This is a genomic window from Flavobacterium davisii, assembly GCF_042182265.1.
GTDB classification, from domain to species: domain Bacteria; phylum Bacteroidota; class Bacteroidia; order Flavobacteriales; family Flavobacteriaceae; genus Flavobacterium; species Flavobacterium davisii.
Window position 1 is genome coordinate 2,741,188 of the sequence record NZ_CP097869.1, and the last position, 18,755, is coordinate 2,759,942.

The following is an 18,755-nucleotide window of genomic DNA, read 5'->3' on the forward strand; positions in this document are numbered from 1 at the left end:
ATTATTTTATGATTTTTATCATTATTTAGTATTTTAGAAACGTATTCCCTTTTTTAATACCAGAAGCCAATTCATCTAGTGTTGTACTTTTAAAAACTTTTAATAATTTGGATTTTATATCTTTGTATTTATCATGAAAGGGACACGGATGATCTTCTGAACAATCTCTTAATCCAAGACCACACCCCCTAATCATAGAGCCACAATCTAAAGCTTCAACAATTTCCAGAAGTGTAATTTTTTTTAATTTATATTTTTCTATATAAAAGCCCCCTCCACTGCCTTTTGATGATGAAACAATATCTTTATGAACTAGCTTTTGTAAAATTTTAGCCGTAAATGCCATAGGAGAATCGATTTGATCTGCAATCTGTTTTTGACTTATTTTTTTATTAATAACAGATTCTGAGGCAATAAAAATTGTTGCTCGAATTCCATATTCACACGTTTTAGAAAACATATTTTTTTTACAAAATTATTTATAAAAAATGAAATAAGAGAAATATTTATCATATTAATAAAATTTAATGAATGATCTTATCATAAGATAAAAAATAAAACCGTTTCAAAAAATTGAAACGGTTTTATAAGTTTTATAAATCTTTAATCACAAATTCACTTCTACGATTTAACTCATGTTCTTCTTCGGTACAAGATTCTTCACTGGCACATTTTATAACAGGTTGGCTTTCTCCATATCCTTTTGCTATAATTCGTTTAGCATCTATTCCTTTATCTATAAAATAGTCTTTTGTAGCCGTTGCTCTATTTTCAGATAAGATTAAATTATATGTTTTTCCTCCTCTAATATCCGTATGAGAGCCAATTTCTACAACCATATCTGGATATTTTTTCATTAGATCAATTACTTTATCTAATACAGGTTTGGAATCACGACGAATGTACCACAAATCATAATCAAAATAAATTGGATCTGTTTTTATAACTAATTTATCTTTTTGAGCTATAATATCTTTTTCTTTAGCTAAAATTTCTTTTACTTTTTCTTTTTTCTTTTCTTCAGCTATTACTTTTTCTTTTTCTTTGGCTTCTTCTTCTGCTCGTTTTTTAGCTAGTTCAGCAATATTTTTTTCTTCTTGAATTTTAGCTAAAGATCTTAATTTCATTGAAGCGTCGTTATCTTTATTACGTTCTTTTTGAATTAATAAGGAACGATTATCATCTGTGTATTCTTCTTTTGAGGCTTTTATAAGATAGCTTTTTTCACATTCAACTGTAAACCTAAATTTACCATTAGAATCTGTAGAAATCATTTCTATATCTTTTTTATTTATTAAATCAAATAAAATAACCTTTGCTCCTTCTAATGGAAGAGCAGTATCTATATCTGTAATTATACCCGTTATATATTGTTTACAGTCTTCTACAATGAGAGGTTTAATTTCTGATAGAGAATACAGATCATCCCCTCCTTTTCCTCCTTTTCTATTAGATGAAAAAAAACCTTCTTTTGTATTTGAATCAATATTAAAGGCAAAATCATCTACTCCTGAATTTATAGGTAAGCCAATATTAGTTGGTCTTAAAAAGTTATCATTTATAATATCTGAAACAAAAATATCTAAAGCTCCAAAACCTATATGTCCGTTAGAGGAAAAATATAATTTGTTATCTTTTGATATAAAAGGGAATTGTTCACGACGTGTAGTATTTACTAAATCTCCTAAATTTTTTGGTTTTTCAAAGAGGCCTTCATTAATTTCGACACTATAAATATCAAAAGAACCTTTACCACCAGGCATATCTGATGAAAAATAAAGTATTTTTTCATCAGGGCTTAAAGCTGGATGAGCTGTAGAATAATTGGGATTATTAATAGGTAATGAAGTTATATTTTTCCATTTACCATCTATTAATTGAGCTTTATAAATGTGTAATACTGATATTTTCTCATTGTTTTTAGCTCTTTTCCCATTTTTTTTTGTGTAATTTTTTGTAAAATACATCGTTTTGCCATCAGCTGTAAAAATGGGAGTGGCTTCGTGCATCGACGATTTTAACTCATTTGCAAAATAATTCACAATTGAGTCTTTTGCATTAATATTTGATAAAGGGACTGAAACTAAATTCAGATATGATTCGTTATTCCACTTATATATTTTATCAAAAAAACTAGTTTCTTTTTTAGCAGCAGCATACACTAATTTGTCATTATAAATAACAGCTCCAAATTCTGATTTATTTGTATTAACTTCTAAATTTTTAATTTTATAACGTTCGCCAATAGCTATTACATTTTCTAATGTTTTAAGATCTTTTTCTAATAATGTTAATTCAGATGACTTTCCTCTCTTGGAATAATAATCAATTAAAACTTGATTCGCTTCTGCATAATTAGCGGTAGCTTTTAATGACTCTGAAAAACGGAAATAATATTCTTCGGATAAATCTTTTCCATAGTTTTTAATTAAAAAACGATAGTATCGTTGTGCATTTTTTAACTCATTAGTAAAATAATAACAATCTCCAAGATTTTGTATAATTTCTTGTGAACGATTTTTAACTACTAAATTTTCATATAAAGGGATTGCGTCACTGTAATAGGTTCTATTAAAGTATTTTCTTGCACGTTCTAAATTATTTTCTTGGGAAAATCCGAATGACGAAAATAACATAATTGATATATATAATAATCTTTTCATACACTTAAAACTTATTTTTTAGCTCTATATATTGTATACTTTTAATCATTTTTGATATAAATGAATTAGCTTAGGGAATTATTTATTTTTATAAGCTACAATACATTGTTTTTTAAACTTTTTAAATTAGAATCTTTATAAAAACATTTTAATATCTATTATTTTTAAAAGAATCGTGGTGATTTATCATATCCTTTTCTTAATAAATCTAGATTAAAAATTAAGAATACTTCGTGTGTTCCTGAATTAAAACGTCCTAAATTAGATAATGTATGATCGTATGAATAACCTAATTTTAAATTTGTAGTGGCATTAATAGCCATTAATCCACTTATAGAATCATCTAGTCTATAAGAAGCTCCTAATTCAAAACGATTATTATATAAAACATTTGTTGAAAGATCTAAAGATAATGGAGAACTTTTAACCATTTTTGCCATAACGGAAGGTTTAACTTTCCACATTTCATTTATTGTAAAAACATAACCAGTAGTAGCAAATAGATGTATTTCTTCTGATCCCAGCGCATTAATTCCTTGGCGTTCTTCAATATGTTTTGTAGGTAATAAATTAGGTGCTGAAATTCCTATATAGTATTTATCTGTAAAATAATAAGCACCAACTCCTACACTTGGTTTAAAAGCATTTATATTGTTATTAAAAGCTTGATCTGTAGTAGTATTTCCAGTTTCTAATTGAAATCCATTAAAATTTGTTGTCAAATTTGTAAAACCTGCTTTCATCCCGAATGATAATTTTTGACTTCCTTCAAACTGAAGTATGTAGGCAAAATCAGCATAAAAATTATTTTCTTTTTTAGCACCACCTCCTATATTGTCTGTTATGAGTGAAACTCCTAGCTCTATTTTTTTATTAACAGGTATATGGGCAAAAGCGGTCATTGTTTTTGGAGCTCCAACAGCTCCAACCCATTGTGAGCGATAGAGAATTCCTAAATCTAAAACAGATTCTTTAGCCGTGGCATACGCTGGATTTACCACGTTCATATTATACATATAATGCGTATATTGGGGATCTTGTTGAGCAAAACTCATAAGAGTCATTAAAAATAAATAGATTATATATAGATATTTTTTCATTGATTTTTTACTTTAATGAGATTAACGATTCAGATATAAACGTCCTTGTTTTGCTGGTGTATTATCTTTATTAAAATTAATTAAATAGAAATATACATCATTAGGGACTATTGTATCAACCAAACTACTTGAAGCAGTATTTTTTCCATCCCATTCTTTATCTTTATTTCCTTTAAATAATAAATTCCCATATCTATTATAAATTTCTATGGTATAATTAGGATAAACAAACTCTATATTGGGAATATGAAAAGTATCATTTATCCCATCTCCATTAGGAGAAAAACCATCTGGAATAAAGAAATTATAAGGAACGTCACATCCTGTTAATGAAATTGTTACGGTTAAAGCTTCTTTTGATTTACATTTATTTACTGAATTTGTACTAAATCCATAATAAGTCATTCCATCTTGTAACATTGTAGAAGGTAATATTAAATTTCCTCCTGTTAAAGCATCATACCATTCTATAGTAGAGGAACTATTTGTTTTATTAGACAGATCTTTTATTGTAGGTTTATTTAATCCGCAAAATGTTTCTCCATTTGGATTTAATATTGGACTATCAACAATGTCAATAGTAACATTTACAAGTACTCGTTTCGTTTCACAACCAGTTTTCAAATTTATTTTTGAAACATAATATTTACCCGTTTTTAAAGGAGAGCTAGTAGATAATGCGGTAATAGATTGATCGGAAGTATACCACAAATAATCATTCCCTTCTGGTTTTAGATTTTTTATTGTAGCATTTTCTGTTTCACAGAAAATTTGATCTGATGTAATAGGCAATTCTGGATAATCATATATTGTAAAAAGATCTATGATATTACTTAAGTTTACACTACAAGAACTATCAATGTTGGTTAACTCAGTTAATAATATTGTCGTAATCCCTGTGTTAGTTAATAATTCTTTAGGTAAAACAAATTTTGCCTTTCCAGAAACTATATCTAAATTTATTTCATTATTTTGAGAATTGTTAGCTCCGTTAAGAGCATATATTAATTTTACTTTTTTTAAAGATTCTAAACCTGTAAGCTGTACTTCAACTGTCTTATCTTTACATACATCATTAACTAATACTTTTAAATTAGGAACGACAGGTAAAGGTTTTACATTAAAAATGTTTTTTAAATCAACTATACTTGAACAACCTGTTTCACTATTCGTTATGTTTGTAATTGTAATTTCTGTTTTTCCTGCATTAAGCAATAAGTTTTTAGGTAAAATAAAGTTTACAACGCCATTCAATACGTTAATATTTAGGAATTGATTAACAGTTATATTAGCGCCAGTTAAATTATATAGAATGGAATAATTTCCATTCTCTAATAATAAAGCATTCTTTATGGTTACATCAGCATCATGATTTTGACATACCTCATTTACAGTTAAAATACTGTTTTCAATATTAGGTAGTGGATTAATTTTAACTGTTTTTGACTGATCTATAAAATTATTAGGACAGATTCCTAATGCTTTAGAATATACAACATCTTTAACAGTAACTAAATAGTTACCTGTTTTTTCAAATGATATATTAGGGATACTAAAATTAGCAACTCCCTTTTTAAATTCAACTATTTCATCATAATCAGTAGCAAATCCAGAAACATTATAGTATACTCTATAATAACCATCTGGCATTAGAATTGGCGTTTGGGTCAACTTAGCATTAAAAGAAGTTGTTTTAACTTGATCAATACATCTTTTATCAGGAGTTACATCTAATACTAAATTTGAGTAATCTATGAATTCTTCTATTGTTATTTCTAATGTTGATGTTTTCTTAGAACATATTGGATTAGTCGGATATACTTCATAGGTAAAGGAATAAGAACCCGCACCAAATTTTTTATAAATTCTCTCAATATTTATAAAGGAATCTGTTAAAGAAGTAATTTCACCTGTTTTATTGTTATCATACCATCTTCCTCCTGAATCTTCCCCTTCTAATCTATCAAATAGATTTATGTTTTGATAGACTGAAAAATCTTCATTACTACAGATTTTAATGGGCAAAGGTGTCCCTTCTTGAGCTGGAGGATAAACGGTTAATTGTGCTATAACTCTACTCGCTGGACATTCTTTTACTTCATTTACAGTATAAGAAAAGGTATACGTTTTAGGTGATTTTAAATTTTCTGAAGAAGCATTAAACAAATTAGATGAAACACCTAAACCATTGGTTTCATTAACCCATACTCCATTAAATTGTGGCCCTATATTGTTAGGCCCTGTACCATCAAATAATAGAAATAAATTATAACTTTGATCACCACAAGCAGTTCCGTTTGGTCCTGGAATACCTGAATAATTTCCTACAGTTACTTCTACAGTCCCTGTATTATCTGCACATCCAGAAATATTTGAAACAGTGTAAGTATACTTATACTTACCACTTCTTCTAATTTTCTGAGCATTTAAAATACCTGTTATAGGATTTAATCCACCTGATAATTCATCATCTAACCAAACTCCTCCTCTAACAGGATTTCCTCCTAATAAGGAAAATAAATCAATAGTTCTACTATTGGGATTAGTAATATCACAAACCGTAATAACACCTGAATCATCTCCTCCACATTGAGCTTTAGAAGTCTGACTAGATAAAATTACAAATACGAATAGGAAAATTGTGGGAGCAATTTTCCAAATAAAGGGTAACGTTCTATTCATTTTCTATGAAAATTTAAGCAAAAGTAAGTAATGTTAAGATTTTGAATTATATTATAGATAAAAATCGACAAAAAACAGTTTTAATCGCTAAAAAACACTTTTCATAGAAGAAAAAAGAGACAATAACACTTGAAGTATGTCTAATTATCTTTAGAAAATTAAAAATGCTACAAATACTCTATTTAATAAAAGTTTAAAATAAAAATGGTTCAAACGAAATTTTTTATAAATACTAAGCTCCTTTAATATCTTAATACTTTAAAGCACAATTTAAAGTATTGAATATGTATTAAATTTAATTAAATAAAACAAGTTTTTAAAAACTCACATTTTATCTATTCAATATAAATTTACAAATAAAAAAATAAAAAAACTATATACAACAAAAATATCACACTAAAAGAATTGAATATTTTGTTTTTATATAAAAATAAGACAAAATATTATAAAAACGCGTGTTTTAAAGTGTTCTTAAAACATTTCAAAATTTATTTATATACTATATTAAAAATTTCAATTTTCAATTATTATAATTTCTTTATAAAAGTATATTGTACTACTCTTAGCATAATAATAAACTTCTTTTTTTATTAAACTAATGAGAGTAAAATTTTAGTAATTTTTAATTTCTTTTATCTTCTTAAACTCTTTTACTATCATTACCATATCTAACATATAATTTAGGCTTAATTAATTTTAGATAGTCACTAGAGATAAAAATAACTTAGCATCTAAAAGTACTCTGTTTTTTGCGACCAAATGTAGTAAAACTAAGTCTTTAGTAAAAATTTTCTTATATTTTATTCCTTTTACTTTACTCTTTTTATTCAAAAAATCATTATTTAGTTGTATTTTTAAAACAAAAAAAAGAAATTAAAACTATTTAGTTTTTTTATTTTAAATGATTCTATTTTCATCACAATTAATCATTTTCTATTTGTAGTTTTGAATTAATAAATTTAAAACTACAAGGATGAAAAAAATTTTAATTACTGGAGCAAGTGGTGGTCTTGGAAGATTAACTGTATTAACATTGTTACAAAAAGGACATCAGGTTGCAGCTTCAATACTTGACATTAATGGTAAAGACAGAACAATAGCTGAAGAATTAAAACAAGCAGGTGCAAAAATAATTGAAATTGATGTTACAAACGAGGATAGTGTAACGAATGGAGTAAAAAAAGCCATTTCAGATCTTAAAGGCTTAGATGTTTTAATTAATAATGCAGGTTTAGGCGTTATTGGAATTCAGGAACTTTTTACACCTACTGATTTTCAAAAAATTTTCGATATTAATGTTTTTGGTGTTCAACGTATGAATAGAGCTGTTGTACCATACTTTCGAGAAAAAGGAGAAGGATTAATAATTTATACATCTAGTATACTTGGTAGAATAGCATTACCTTTTTATGGAACTTATCAAGCATCTAAATGGGCTCTAGAAGCATTAGCTGAAAATTATAGAGTAGAACTTTCGATATTTGGAATAGAAAATTGTATAGTAGAACCAGGAGGTTTTTTAACTTCATTTTCCGAAAATCTTTTAAAAACTAGTGATATTGATCGTGAGTTAACTTATGGTGATTTTGCAAAAGCTCCTGAAAACGCTTTGAAAAATTCTGAAAATCTTTTAAAAAACAATCCACAACAAGACCCACAAAAAGTGGCTGATGCCTTTTCAGAACTTATTGATAAACCAAAAGGAGAAAAACCTTTCCGTACAGTAGTAGATTTTATAGGTATGGGTGAACATGTTCAAAAATACAATGATCATTTAGAACAAATTATGTTGGGCATTTATAGTAATTCTGGAAACGAAAATATGTTACGTGTAAAAAAATAAGACTATCCGAAAAGGTACAATCTTGTCCATTTTGACTATCCAAAGAAGTTTTATCGAGCTCCTCATTACGTAGAAGTAACAAATAATACGTTTATTTTTATTTTTTTGAGCAATCCTCATTCCTATATACATATTAAGATAGCAAATAGAAAATTAAAACAATTAAATACTTCTATATTAAAAGATACAGAAATAATTTAATCCCAGATTCCGTATTAGATTTTATTGTGAAACAAAAATTTTGAATAGATTGAAGTAATCACAAAAATTTTAGAAGAAGAAAATAAGAAACTATTTAAATGATTAAAATAGGAGTATTTACCTAATACGGGATGGGGTTAAACCAAATACTTTAAATCATTTTATTGTAACCATAGCATCTTATTTTAGTATCTTTACAAAAAAACAAATCGTTTATTTACTTTAGATTTAATTGAAAAATTTAGCATTTCTCTTTCTATAGAATATAATTGTACTGCATATAGCATATTAAAAAGAAAAAACATGAGAAAAATTGTAATACTAATTTTATTATTATTCAGTCATTTAATTTTTTTTTCACAGGAAAAAGTATTATTTGTAGGAAATAGTATGACCTACTTTAATAATATGCCAACATTATTTCAAAATCTTGCCAATACGAAAGGAAAAAACATTCAGGTACAACAATATACACAAGGAGGTACTGGATTTGTAAATCACATAAGCGATAAAAATGTTTATAACCTATTTACTTCCCAAGTATGGGATGCAGTTATTCTACAACCTGGTACTGGAGAATCCGCAGGTATTTCTTTTCCCACAAAAACAACAATAAAAAGAGGAAAACAATTAATTGATACCATACAAAAATATAGCCCTTGTTCTAAAATAATATTATACGAAATTTCAAATGGTATTGGATCAAACAATAATGGTGGAGGAAATTATGATAATTACTTTGCAAGTCAAACAAAAATAAAAGATTCGATAACAGCAATTGCACATGGAATGAAAGTCCCTTTTGCATCAGCAGGCGAATGTTTTAGAGAGCATTATGAGTCTAAACAAGACTTATTATTGCATTCTTCTTATAATGATGTTCATCCAGGATTAAATGGTTCCTATCTTGTTGCTTGTTCCATATTTAATACACTATATCAAGAAAATATAGCACCTTGTCATTTTTATGGTGGTATTAATGAAAATACCGCAACGTATTTACAAAAAATATCGGATAATGTTATCCTTAAAAACAAATCGAATTGGCTTATAAATACTTACAATATTCATTCTGATTTTTCCTTTTTAATTAAAGGAACCAATATTTATTTACAAAATAAATCTAATAATTATGATTCATTATCTTGGAATATTAATAACGAATACAGAACAAATGAATCATCCCCTACTCATAATTTTACATCTACTGGTGATAAATCTATTACTTTAACAACTTATAAAAATGGTTGTTCAGAATCTGTTACTAAAACTATTCAAATTTCTTCTTTAGATATAAATGAAGTAAACGAAATAAACTTTTATTATTACCCCAATCCTACAACAGATTTATTGTATTTAGAAACTAAGAAAAAATTACCTATTAAATTTAGTATTATTGATTTAAATGGAAAAATTATTATTCCAGAAAGAACTTTAGAAAAGAATTATATAGACACCCGTTCTTTAAATAGCGGTATTTATATTCTTTTACTTAATCAAGAAAATATAACAACTAAAATTAAACTAATAAAAAGTGAAAATGGACAATGAAAATTTAAACTGGATAACTTCATTAAGAGTCTTAGCTACATTCAGTGTTATTTTTCTACATAGTGCATCGGGAATACTTTACCTATACGGAACTATCTCTGCTTTTGATTGGTGGATAGGAAATATTTATGATAGTATTGTTAGATTCTGTGTTCCTATATTTTTAATGATTTCAGGTACTTTAATTCTATCTAAAGACTATGAAAGTACAAGAGAATATTTAAAAAAAAGAGTTTTAAGAATATTTTACCCTTTTCTTTTTTGGAGCATATTATACATTTCTATAGATCTTTTTCATAAAATTAATATAAGGAGAATATTTAACCTTTCTCCAAATTTTCAAATTTATTTTAATTAAACTAAAAACTGGAGCTAGTTTCCATTTCTGGTATATCTACATGATAATTGGACTCTATTTATTTTTTCCTATAATTCAAAAATGGTTAAAAAAATCGGATGATGATCAAATAAAATATTTTTTAATCATTTGGTTCTTTTCGCTTTTTACTAAATTACCTATTATTGATAAATTAATTCCTCCTATTGAAATTTCTTATTTTTCAGGTTATATAGGATATCCTATTCTAGGATATTATCTAACTAAAGTAAATTTTAATTTTAAAAAAAAGAAAGTAATTTATCTATTTTTAATATTAATTGGAATTTTAATTACAATATTGGCAACCTTTTTTATGACTCAATACAAAGGAAAATTTTACGATGGTTTTTATAACTATTTAACTCCCAATGTTGTAATAACTTCTATTGGATTGTTTTTATTATTTAAAGATTTTATAAAAATTAATTCAAACATAATTTTAACCTTAAGTAACTATAGTTATGGCATCTACTTAGCTCATATTTTTGTAATGGCAATGTTAGAAAAATTAGGTATTTCATATACATTCATAAATCCAATAATTGGAATTCCCGTAACCAGTATATTGTGCTTAACTATTTCAACATTAATTGTTTGGGGTATAAATAGTTTCCCTTTTGGTAAATATATAGCTGGATAAATGAGAATACAACTTTAAACAAAATTCTAGATTAGACTTCATTTTAAAAACAAATATTTTCAATAAATTCAAGTATTCACAGAAATTTTTAAAAAAGAAATAATATACTATTTTAATGATTAAAATTTGAGTAGGTACTTGAATTTCAAGAAAAATAAAGTAGAATAATTTTGATTTGCCCATTCACTTTGAATCTAATGTCAAATTTGGGTTTAAGTCATATTCAAAACCTTTATTTTTCATATTTTTTGATACCATATATGTATACTATTTTTTATATATTTGAGTTATATAATTAAGAATATAAGTCCAAAACCATACTTTTTTAGTTAAATTAAAAAATTAATAGAATAAATAAAATGACAAAGAAAATTTTAACAACTATAATGCTAACAGCATTATTCCTAGGTGCTTGTAATAACAAAAAACAAGACGTTATAGAAGCTACACCAACAGTAGAAGCTAAAAAAATAACAGATATTTCTAATGAAGTTGTCACAGGAAAAGCAACGGATAAAGCAGGAGCAATATTAGAATACACATTTAATAATGCTCAAAATACTGCAACTCTAAAATTTAACAACGAAACCATTGAGTTAGTAGCTGACACTACTGCATCTGGTTCTAGATTTAAAAATGATCATTACGTATATTCTGAATGGCATGGAAAAATAACTCTAGAAAAAGATGGAAAAACAATTTTTGAGGCAGGTAAAGAAACAATGCCTAAATAAAATTGAACCGTTATAAATATTCTTTTTTAAAGATCATACCCAAAATATTAAAGAGACTGTCCTAAAAGGTCACCCTCTTGTTTCGACCAAAAGGAGAAATTACATAATTCTAAAATGTAACTTCTCCTACCGTCGAAGTGACAAACTAGATATTCAGTTTTTACTTTTACCCTACTATTTAAAATAGCAAGATATTATCTGATAAATATTCCATCCTTGCTTATACTTTAAAATATATTATAAATAAAAAGAAGTTTTAATCCAAAAAATAAGACCTTTTCAGGCTTAGGTTATCTTAAAAGTTCGCAATCTTGTCATTTATGTAACAGGGAAAAAATTACATAATATTTAATATTGATAATCTAACTGATCCCTTTGGTTGAAGTAACAAAAGACGCGACGCATTCATTTAATTTTTTTGTCCCCATATCGGATTTTCAAATTTCGGAATACTCACTATCTATAATTAGAGTCGACAACTAGAGTTAATAAAACTTTTCTTTTTATAAAAATACCCCCAAATAGTGTCGAACTTTTTGAGGGTAGTTTAAATTTTTTATACAATCTTTATTTCAATAGATTGTATGACAATTTTATAATGTGCTAAAGAAGTTTAAAAAAATCTTTAAAATAAGAAGTATTTTTCAAATCATTTATTATTACTCCTTTACTATTTTTTTAACAATTTTGTAGCCTGTTTTATTTTCTGCAGAAAATAGGTATATCCCTTTAGGCAATTCCGAGATATTCATTGCATCTGTATTTTGTTTGTTTTTAAAAACTAATTTACCCTCTGCGTTGTAAATGGCAACATTTTCTAAATCTTCTGAAAAATACAATACTTCTTTTGCAGGATTTGGATATAATGCAAAACTATTTTTTACATTTTCTGTTGTAGAAAGCATTTCTTCTTTAATTTTAAAATCTTGCCAAACAGCAGCTGCTTGATATACCGCAACTTTACCAGCAGGAATTTTTAGATCTATATCCTGTAAAGTAAGAGCATTAAAAACGCCACTAGATATTTTAATTGGATTTTCCCAATTTACGGTAATAGCTGCTAAAGCTCTGCAATTTTCAAAAGCTTTATCTCCAATATAGGTAACAGAATTAGGAATAACAACACTAGTTAAACTTCTACAATTATTAAATGAATACTTTCCAATAGAAGTAACAGAATTAGGAATGTTAACAGTAGTTAAACCAGTACAGCCAGAAAAAACAGATTCTCCAATAGAAGTAACCGTATTAGGAATAGTAAGAGCGGTTAAACCAGTGCAACTATCAAAAGCGCTATCACCAATAGAAGTAACGGAATTGGGAACAATAAGAGCGGTTAAACTAGTACAATTTTGAAAAGCTCTATCACCAATAGAAACAACTGAATTAGGAATGGTAGCAGAGTTTAAATTGGAACAGTAATAAAAAGCACTTTTCCCTATGGAAGTAACAGTATTAGGAATAGTAACAGTGGTTAAGCCTGCACAGCCAGAAAAAACAGACTCTGCAATAAAAGTAATAGAATTAGGAATCGTAACATTATTTAAACTACGGCAATTACGAAAAGCGTTAACCCCTATAGAAGTAACGGAATTAGAAATGCTTACAGAGGCTAAACTTCTGCACCCCTCAAAAGCGTTATCACCAATAGAGGTAACGGAATCGGGAATAATAAGGGACTTTAAACCTGTTTTATAAAAAGCACTTTTCCCTATGGATGTAACAGAATTAGGAATCGTAAGAGCTGTTAAACTAGAACAAAAATAAAAAGCATTATATCCAATAGACGTAACTGAATTAGGAATAGTAACAGTTGCTAAATTAGAACAACCAGAAAAAAGATTGTTTCCAATAGACGTGACCGAATTAGGGATGGTAATCGCCGTTAAACCTTTACAACCTGCAAAAGCAGAATTATCTATCGACGTAACAGAATTAGGAATAGTAACAGTGGTTAAAGCTTCTGAATTAGTAAAAGCAAAGTATCCAATAGAGGTAACAGAATTAGGAATCGTAAGAGACGTTAAGCCTGTTTTATAAAAAGCGCTATCTCCAATAGACGTAACAGTATGGGGGATGGTAACAGCCGTTACGTCTTTACAATCTTTAAAAGCATCATATCGAATAGAAGTAACGGTATAGGTCAAACCTGCATTGTCTACAGTAGAAGCAATAGCAATAGCACCGCTAATAGAGGTATTAGATGCTCTTACACTTACATTCATATCTGACGTTACAGCATAGGTTAAATTTCCTATTGTAAATTCTTGCGAAAAAATACTAACTGTAAATAATAGCGCTACTATTACATTTAATTTTTTTAATTTTTTTTTTATTTCCATCATAATATTTTTTTGCAAATTTAAAAATAACTTCCCACTTACCCTAACCTTAAGACTGTTTTATTAAAGCTAACACGCTTAATATTCAGTATATTTTTCTTTATATAAGGCTCTAATAACTCATTTTCTCTTTTCTGTTCTTTATTTATTTTTGTTGTAATATCAGGTCTTTTTTTGTGATTTTTTTCTCCTCCTTTTTTCTCTAAAAAATTGAAATTCTATTTCACTACATCGTAATCTATTAATCTTAAAAACTCTACTATTATTTTATTATTTTTATTCAAATTATAACTTTACATGTACTACAGTAAAATAAATAAAATGAATATTTTAAAATTTATATAAAATATATTTTTAGTAAAATATTAAACCATCTATTTTAGAGGTTATTTTTACATCACTTTAAAACCTCTTTGACTTGTTTAAAAAGAGGGGTACTTTGTATATAAATATTTTTTAAAACTATTTTAAAAGTCTGAAATGATATAATTTTATAACTATAGATTATTTCTACTATTCATAGTTCAATATCCTCTATTTTGAAACTTTTCTTTTTTTCAATACTCTAAAAATGAATCCAAATAGTAAAAAATAGGATCAGACTATTCTAGTATCATTTAAATCAATATCTAAAAAAAATGTTTATTTAAATATTTTATTGCAAATTTGCATTACCAAATTAATTAAATCATGCCAAAAGTTTCAAATAAAGGGCTTCAAATGCCAGAATCTCCTATCAGAAAGTTAGTACCTTATGCAGAAACTGCAAAAAGAAAGGGGCACAAAGTATATCATTTAAATATTGGTCAGCCAGATATTCAAACTCCAGAAGTAGCTTTAGAAGCTATTAAAAACACTGATATTAAAGTTTTAGAATACAGCCATTCTGCTGGTTTTGAAACATATAGAACTAAATTAGCTGAAAGTTATAATAAAATAGGTTTACCTATAGCTAAAGAAGATATAATTGTAACAACAGGAGGCTCAGAAGCACTACTATTTGCTTTAGGTAGTACGATGGATTCTGGTGATGAAATTATTATTCCAGAACCTTTTTATGCAAATTATAATGGTTTTGCTACTGCATCTGGAGTAAAGGTAGTTCCTGTAATGTCTGGAATAGAAACTGGTTTTGCACTGCCTCCAATTGCTGATTTTGAAAAATTAATAACGTCTAAGACAAAAGCAATTTTAATTTGCAATCCAGGTAATCCAACAGGTTATTTATATTCAAAAGAGGAAATAAATCAATTAGCTGAATTAGTAAAAAAATACGATTTGTTTTTAATTGCAGATGAAGTATACCGTGAATTTGTTTATGATGAAGGAGCAAAACACTATTCTGTTATGAATGTTTTGGGTATAGAAGATCATGCTATTATGATTGATTCTGTATCTAAAAGATATAGTATGTGTGGAGCCCGTATAGGGTGTATCGTTTCAAAAAATAAGTTAGTAATGGAAACAGCTATGAAATTTGCTCAGGCAAGGCTTTCTCCTCCTACTTATGAACAAATAGCTAGTGAAGCTGCTTTAGATACTCCACAAAGCTATTTTGAGGAAGTAATAAAAGAATACAAGGACAGACGCGATACTTTAATTGAGGAAATGAATAAAATACCAGGAGTAAAAATTGCCACTCCTAAAGGTGCTTTTTACTGCATTGCTCAATTACCTGTTCAAAACGCAGATGATTTTGCACAATGGTTATTAGAATCTTTTGATTATAATGGAGAAACTGTAATGGTAGCTCCTGCTGCTGGATTTTATTCAACACCAGGTGTTGGGCTTAATGAAGTACGTATAGCTTACGTATTAAAAAAAGAAGATATCATTAAGTCAGCTCAAATTTTAGGAGAAGCACTGAAGATATATAATAAATAGTCCAACTATTTTAGTTTTTAGTAATTCACTATATTTGCAGATCAAAAAAATTGAAATAAAATATATTTATATTAATGGCTCATAACGAAGAATTTAACGAAGAATTAGGACACAGTCATATAGCAACTAGTGCTACTACCCCTTTGCGTAGCGATGCTTTTGATTTATCAGATGAAGAAAAAATAGCTTCAATCCGTAAAGATGTTGAAAGTATTTTAAACACTTTAGGAATGGATTTAACAGATGATAGCTTAAGCGGCACACCTAATCGCGTAGCGAAAATGTTTGTTAAAGATATTTTTGGAGGCTTAAATCCAGATAAAAAACCAGGATCTTCTACTTTTCAAAATCATTATAAGTACAATGAAATGCTGGTAGAAAAAAATATTGTTGTTTATTCTACTTGTGAGCATCACCTTTTGCCTATTATAGGTCGTGCGCATGTGGCTTATATTTCTGATGGTACAGTAATCGGTCTTTCTAAAATGAACCGCATAGTAGATTACTATGCAAAACGTCCGCAAGTACAAGAACGTTTGACTATGCAAATTGTACAAGAATTACAAAATGTATTAGGAACTGATGATGTAGCTTGTGTGATAGATGCTAAACACTTATGTGTTAACTCACGCGGTATTAAAGATATTGAAAGTAGTACTGTTACTGCTGAATTTGGCGGTAAATTCAAAAACGAAGCAACTCGTAAAGAATTTTTAGATTATATAAAATTAGAAACTAAATTTTAATGTTCAGCTAAATGATTGGATTATGATAAATTTATTAAATAATCCAATCATTTATTATATACAAATTCTAACCCATGCACTTATACACATCCAATCCTATCAAAGTTTACAATACCTTAAGTGGTCAAAAAGAACCCTTTATTCCTATACATGATGGTAATATAGGTATGTATGTATGTGGCCCTACCGTATACAATTATGTACATTTAGGTAACGTTCGAACTTTTATGAGTTTTGATGTTATTTATCGTTATCTGTTACATTTAGGTTATAATGTACGTTATGTACGCAATATAACGGATGCTGGACACTTAACGGATGACGGTAATATAGATAATGATCGTTTTATAAAACAATCTCGTTTAGAAAAATTAGAACCTATGGAAGTTGTACAAAAGTATACGGTATACTTTCATAAAGTTTTAGATTTATTTAATTTTTTACCTCCTAATATAGAGCCTACAGCAACAGGTCATATTATAGAACAAATTGAGTTAACCCAAAAATTAATAGATAAAGGTTTAGCTTATGAAAGCAAAGGTTCTGTATATTTTGATGTGGAAGAATATAATAAAAGAGGACTTAATTATGGTGAGCTAAGTAATCGTAATATTGATGAATTACTTGCTAATACTCGTAATTTGGATGGACAAAATGAAAAAAGAAATCCTCAAGATTTTGCTTTATGGAAATCAGCCTCTCCTGCACATATCATGAGATGGAACTCTCCTTGGGGAGAAGGATTTCCTGGCTGGCATTTAGAATGTACAGCTATGAGTACAAAATACCTAGGTGAAAAATTTGATATTCATGGTGGCGGTATGGATTTAAAATTTCCTCATCATGAATGCGAAATTGCACAAGGAAAAGGGTGTAATGGTTCTTCTCCTGTAAAGTATTGGATGCACGCCAATATGCTAACGATGAATGGCCTACGAATGAGTAAAAGTACAGGTAATTTTATTCTTCCTATGGAATTAATTTCAGGTAATAATACTTTTTTTGAAAAAGCATTCAGTCCTAGTATTATTCGTTTTTGCTTTTTACAAGCTCATTATCGAAGTGAATTAGATATATCTAATGATGCCATGATGGCAAGTGAAAAAGGATATAACAGATTAATGGAAGCTATTAAAAATATTGATTCAATTACACCTAAAGAGGAATCCTCTATCAACGTAGCTGAATGGGTAGAAGGTTGTTATCAAGCTATGAATGATGATTTTAACACCCCTATCTTAATAGCCCATTTATTTGAAGGAACTCGTTTTATTAATCTTTTAAAAGATGGTAAAGAAACTATTACCCAAGAAGATTTAGAATTAATAAAAAAAACAATAAATCATTTTGTATTTGATATTTTGGGTATTGAAAACGAATCATCAACAAATAATCATTCACATAAATTGGATGGCGTAATAGAAATGCTTATTACAATGCGTAAAGAAGCACGAACAAATAAAAATTGGGCTTTATCAGATTTAATTAGAGATCAATTATTAGAAATAGGTATTCAATTAAAAGATGGTAAAGAAGGAACAACTTATACATATTAAAAATACACTTTTTTACGTTTTATTCTAACTTTAAAAGAGTCATTCAAGCTAAATTACGCGGTAGAAGTTTATTAAGATAAAATGAGATTTAATTTAACAAAATATATTATTTTTTGTCCTCAATGTAATAAAAGGATGTCTGTTAGAAAAAAAAAATATACCTTTTTATTCTCATCAAAAACTTTGTCGCGTAATTTGAATTTTAAAAAAACATTAACCTTTCCTCTTATTTTTCTGGTACGCATTTATCAATATATCATTTCTCCTTTAATGCCTGCCACTTGTAGATATCAACCTACTTGTTCACATTATATGGTAGAAGCCTTAACTAAACACGGAGCTTTAAAAGGATTATGGTTAGGAATCAAGCGTATAGGACGATGCCATCCTTGGGGAGGTAGCGGTTATGATCCTGTACCTTGATTATTATATCT

General features: G+C 27.7%; 14 protein-coding genes. 9 read left to right on the top strand and 5 right to left on the bottom strand.

The features are described 5' to 3' along the window. Nucleotides 1–25: 25 nt before the first annotated feature. From NAB20_RS11705 to NAB20_RS11720, 4 genes are all read right to left on the bottom strand, one after another. Nucleotides 26–460: an Rrf2 family transcriptional regulator gene (locus tag NAB20_RS11705; RefSeq protein WP_105197153.1), complete on the bottom strand. Its 435-nt coding sequence runs from the start codon at nucleotides 458–460 to the stop codon at nucleotides 26–28. A 133-nt stretch (nucleotides 461–593) separates the two neighbouring features. After that, nucleotides 594–2,663 carry an OmpA family protein gene (locus NAB20_RS11710; protein ID WP_127823028.1) on the bottom strand — a complete coding sequence of 690 codons (2,070 nt, stop codon included), beginning with the start codon at nucleotides 2,661–2,663 and terminating at the stop codon, nucleotides 594–596. A 164-nt stretch (nucleotides 2,664–2,827) separates the two neighbouring features. Continuing rightward, a complete protein-coding gene (locus NAB20_RS11715; RefSeq protein ID WP_235877848.1) occupies nucleotides 2,828–3,763 on the bottom strand; it encodes a type IX secretion system membrane protein PorP/SprF in 936 nt (311 codons plus the stop codon). Between the two features lie 21 nt (nucleotides 3,764–3,784). After that, nucleotides 3,785–6,445 carry a gliding motility-associated C-terminal domain-containing protein gene (locus NAB20_RS11720; RefSeq protein WP_375605172.1) on the bottom strand — a complete coding sequence of 887 codons (2,661 nt, stop codon included), beginning with the start codon at nucleotides 6,443–6,445 and terminating at the stop codon, nucleotides 3,785–3,787. A 973-nt stretch (nucleotides 6,446–7,418) separates the two neighbouring features. Between NAB20_RS11720 and NAB20_RS11725 the strand changes: the two genes are divergently transcribed. The 5 genes from NAB20_RS11725 (at nucleotide 7,419) to NAB20_RS11745 (ending at nucleotide 11,793) form a co-directional block, all read left to right on the top strand. Continuing rightward, complete coding sequence (locus NAB20_RS11725; protein ID WP_088394565.1) at nucleotides 7,419–8,288, top strand: SDR family oxidoreductase; 870 nt, start codon at nucleotides 7,419–7,421, stop codon at nucleotides 8,286–8,288. A gap of 504 nt (nucleotides 8,289–8,792) precedes the next feature. After that, a complete protein-coding gene (locus NAB20_RS11730; RefSeq protein ID WP_105197158.1) occupies nucleotides 8,793–10,040 on the top strand; it encodes a T9SS type A sorting domain-containing protein in 1,248 nt (415 codons plus the stop codon). Next, nucleotides 10,030–10,398 (top strand): acyltransferase, encoded by a 369-nt coding sequence (locus NAB20_RS11735; protein ID WP_375605173.1) that lies wholly within the window; start codon nucleotides 10,030–10,032, stop codon nucleotides 10,396–10,398. The genes NAB20_RS11730 and NAB20_RS11735 overlap by 11 nt, the downstream gene beginning before the upstream one ends. A 40-nt stretch (nucleotides 10,399–10,438) precedes the next feature. After that, a complete protein-coding gene (locus NAB20_RS11740; RefSeq protein ID WP_375605174.1) occupies nucleotides 10,439–11,059 on the top strand; it encodes an acyltransferase in 621 nt (206 codons plus the stop codon). 359 nt (nucleotides 11,060–11,418) lie between these two features. Next, complete coding sequence (locus NAB20_RS11745; RefSeq protein WP_127823023.1) at nucleotides 11,419–11,793, top strand: MliC family protein; 375 nt, start codon at nucleotides 11,419–11,421, stop codon at nucleotides 11,791–11,793. Nucleotides 11,794–12,452: 659 nt separating this feature from the next. Here NAB20_RS11745 and NAB20_RS11750 read toward each other — a convergent pair. Next, a complete protein-coding gene (locus NAB20_RS11750; protein ID WP_127823022.1) occupies nucleotides 12,453–14,138 on the bottom strand; it encodes a leucine-rich repeat protein in 1,686 nt (561 codons plus the stop codon). A gap of 687 nt (nucleotides 14,139–14,825) precedes the next feature. On the opposite strand from NAB20_RS11750, the gene NAB20_RS11755 reads away from it, so the two are divergent. The 4 genes from NAB20_RS11755 (at nucleotide 14,826) to yidD (ending at nucleotide 18,744) form a co-directional block, all read left to right on the top strand. Then, nucleotides 14,826–16,019, top strand: a complete 1,194-nt coding sequence (locus NAB20_RS11755) for a pyridoxal phosphate-dependent aminotransferase (RefSeq protein ID WP_105196965.1) — start codon at nucleotides 14,826–14,828, stop codon at nucleotides 16,017–16,019. Between the two features lie 74 nt (nucleotides 16,020–16,093). Further along, nucleotides 16,094–16,765: a GTP cyclohydrolase I FolE gene (gene folE / locus NAB20_RS11760; RefSeq protein WP_127823021.1), complete on the top strand. Its 672-nt coding sequence runs from the start codon at nucleotides 16,094–16,096 to the stop codon at nucleotides 16,763–16,765. Between the two features lie 74 nt (nucleotides 16,766–16,839). Next, nucleotides 16,840–18,321: a cysteine--tRNA ligase gene (cysS, locus tag NAB20_RS11765; RefSeq protein ID WP_105196963.1), complete on the top strand. Its 1,482-nt coding sequence runs from the start codon at nucleotides 16,840–16,842 to the stop codon at nucleotides 18,319–18,321. A gap of 195 nt (nucleotides 18,322–18,516) precedes the next feature. Next, nucleotides 18,517–18,744: a membrane protein insertion efficiency factor YidD gene (yidD, locus tag NAB20_RS11770; protein ID WP_235819769.1), complete on the top strand. Its 228-nt coding sequence runs from the start codon at nucleotides 18,517–18,519 to the stop codon at nucleotides 18,742–18,744. Nucleotides 18,745–18,755 lie beyond the last annotated feature (11 nt).

Bases quoted from the DNA above. Each gene is read 5' to 3' on its own strand.
- NAB20_RS11705 (WP_105197153.1), bottom strand. From the start codon at position 460: ATGTTTTCTAAAACGTGTGAATATGGAATTCGAGCAACAATTTTTATT.
- NAB20_RS11710 (WP_127823028.1), bottom strand. From the start codon at position 2,663: ATGAAAAGATTATTATATATATCAATTATGTTATTTTCGTCATTCGGA.
- NAB20_RS11715 (WP_235877848.1), bottom strand. From the start codon at position 3,763: ATGAAAAAATATCTATATATAATCTATTTATTTTTAATGACTCTTATG.
- NAB20_RS11720 (WP_375605172.1), bottom strand. From the start codon at position 6,445: ATGAATAGAACGTTACCCTTTATTTGGAAAATTGCTCCCACAATTTTC.
- NAB20_RS11725 (WP_088394565.1), top strand. From the start codon at position 7,419: ATGAAAAAAATTTTAATTACTGGAGCAAGTGGTGGTCTTGGAAGATTA.
- NAB20_RS11730 (WP_105197158.1), top strand. From the start codon at position 8,793: ATGAGAAAAATTGTAATACTAATTTTATTATTATTCAGTCATTTAATT.
- NAB20_RS11735 (WP_375605173.1), top strand. From the start codon at position 10,030: ATGGACAATGAAAATTTAAACTGGATAACTTCATTAAGAGTCTTAGCT.
- NAB20_RS11740 (WP_375605174.1), top strand. From the start codon at position 10,439: ATGATAATTGGACTCTATTTATTTTTTCCTATAATTCAAAAATGGTTA.
- NAB20_RS11745 (WP_127823023.1), top strand. From the start codon at position 11,419: ATGACAAAGAAAATTTTAACAACTATAATGCTAACAGCATTATTCCTA.
- NAB20_RS11750 (WP_127823022.1), bottom strand. From the start codon at position 14,138: ATGATGGAAATAAAAAAAAAATTAAAAAAATTAAATGTAATAGTAGCG.
- NAB20_RS11755 (WP_105196965.1), top strand. From the start codon at position 14,826: ATGCCAAAAGTTTCAAATAAAGGGCTTCAAATGCCAGAATCTCCTATC.
- folE (WP_127823021.1), top strand. From the start codon at position 16,094: ATGGCTCATAACGAAGAATTTAACGAAGAATTAGGACACAGTCATATA.
- cysS (WP_105196963.1), top strand. From the start codon at position 16,840: ATGCACTTATACACATCCAATCCTATCAAAGTTTACAATACCTTAAGT.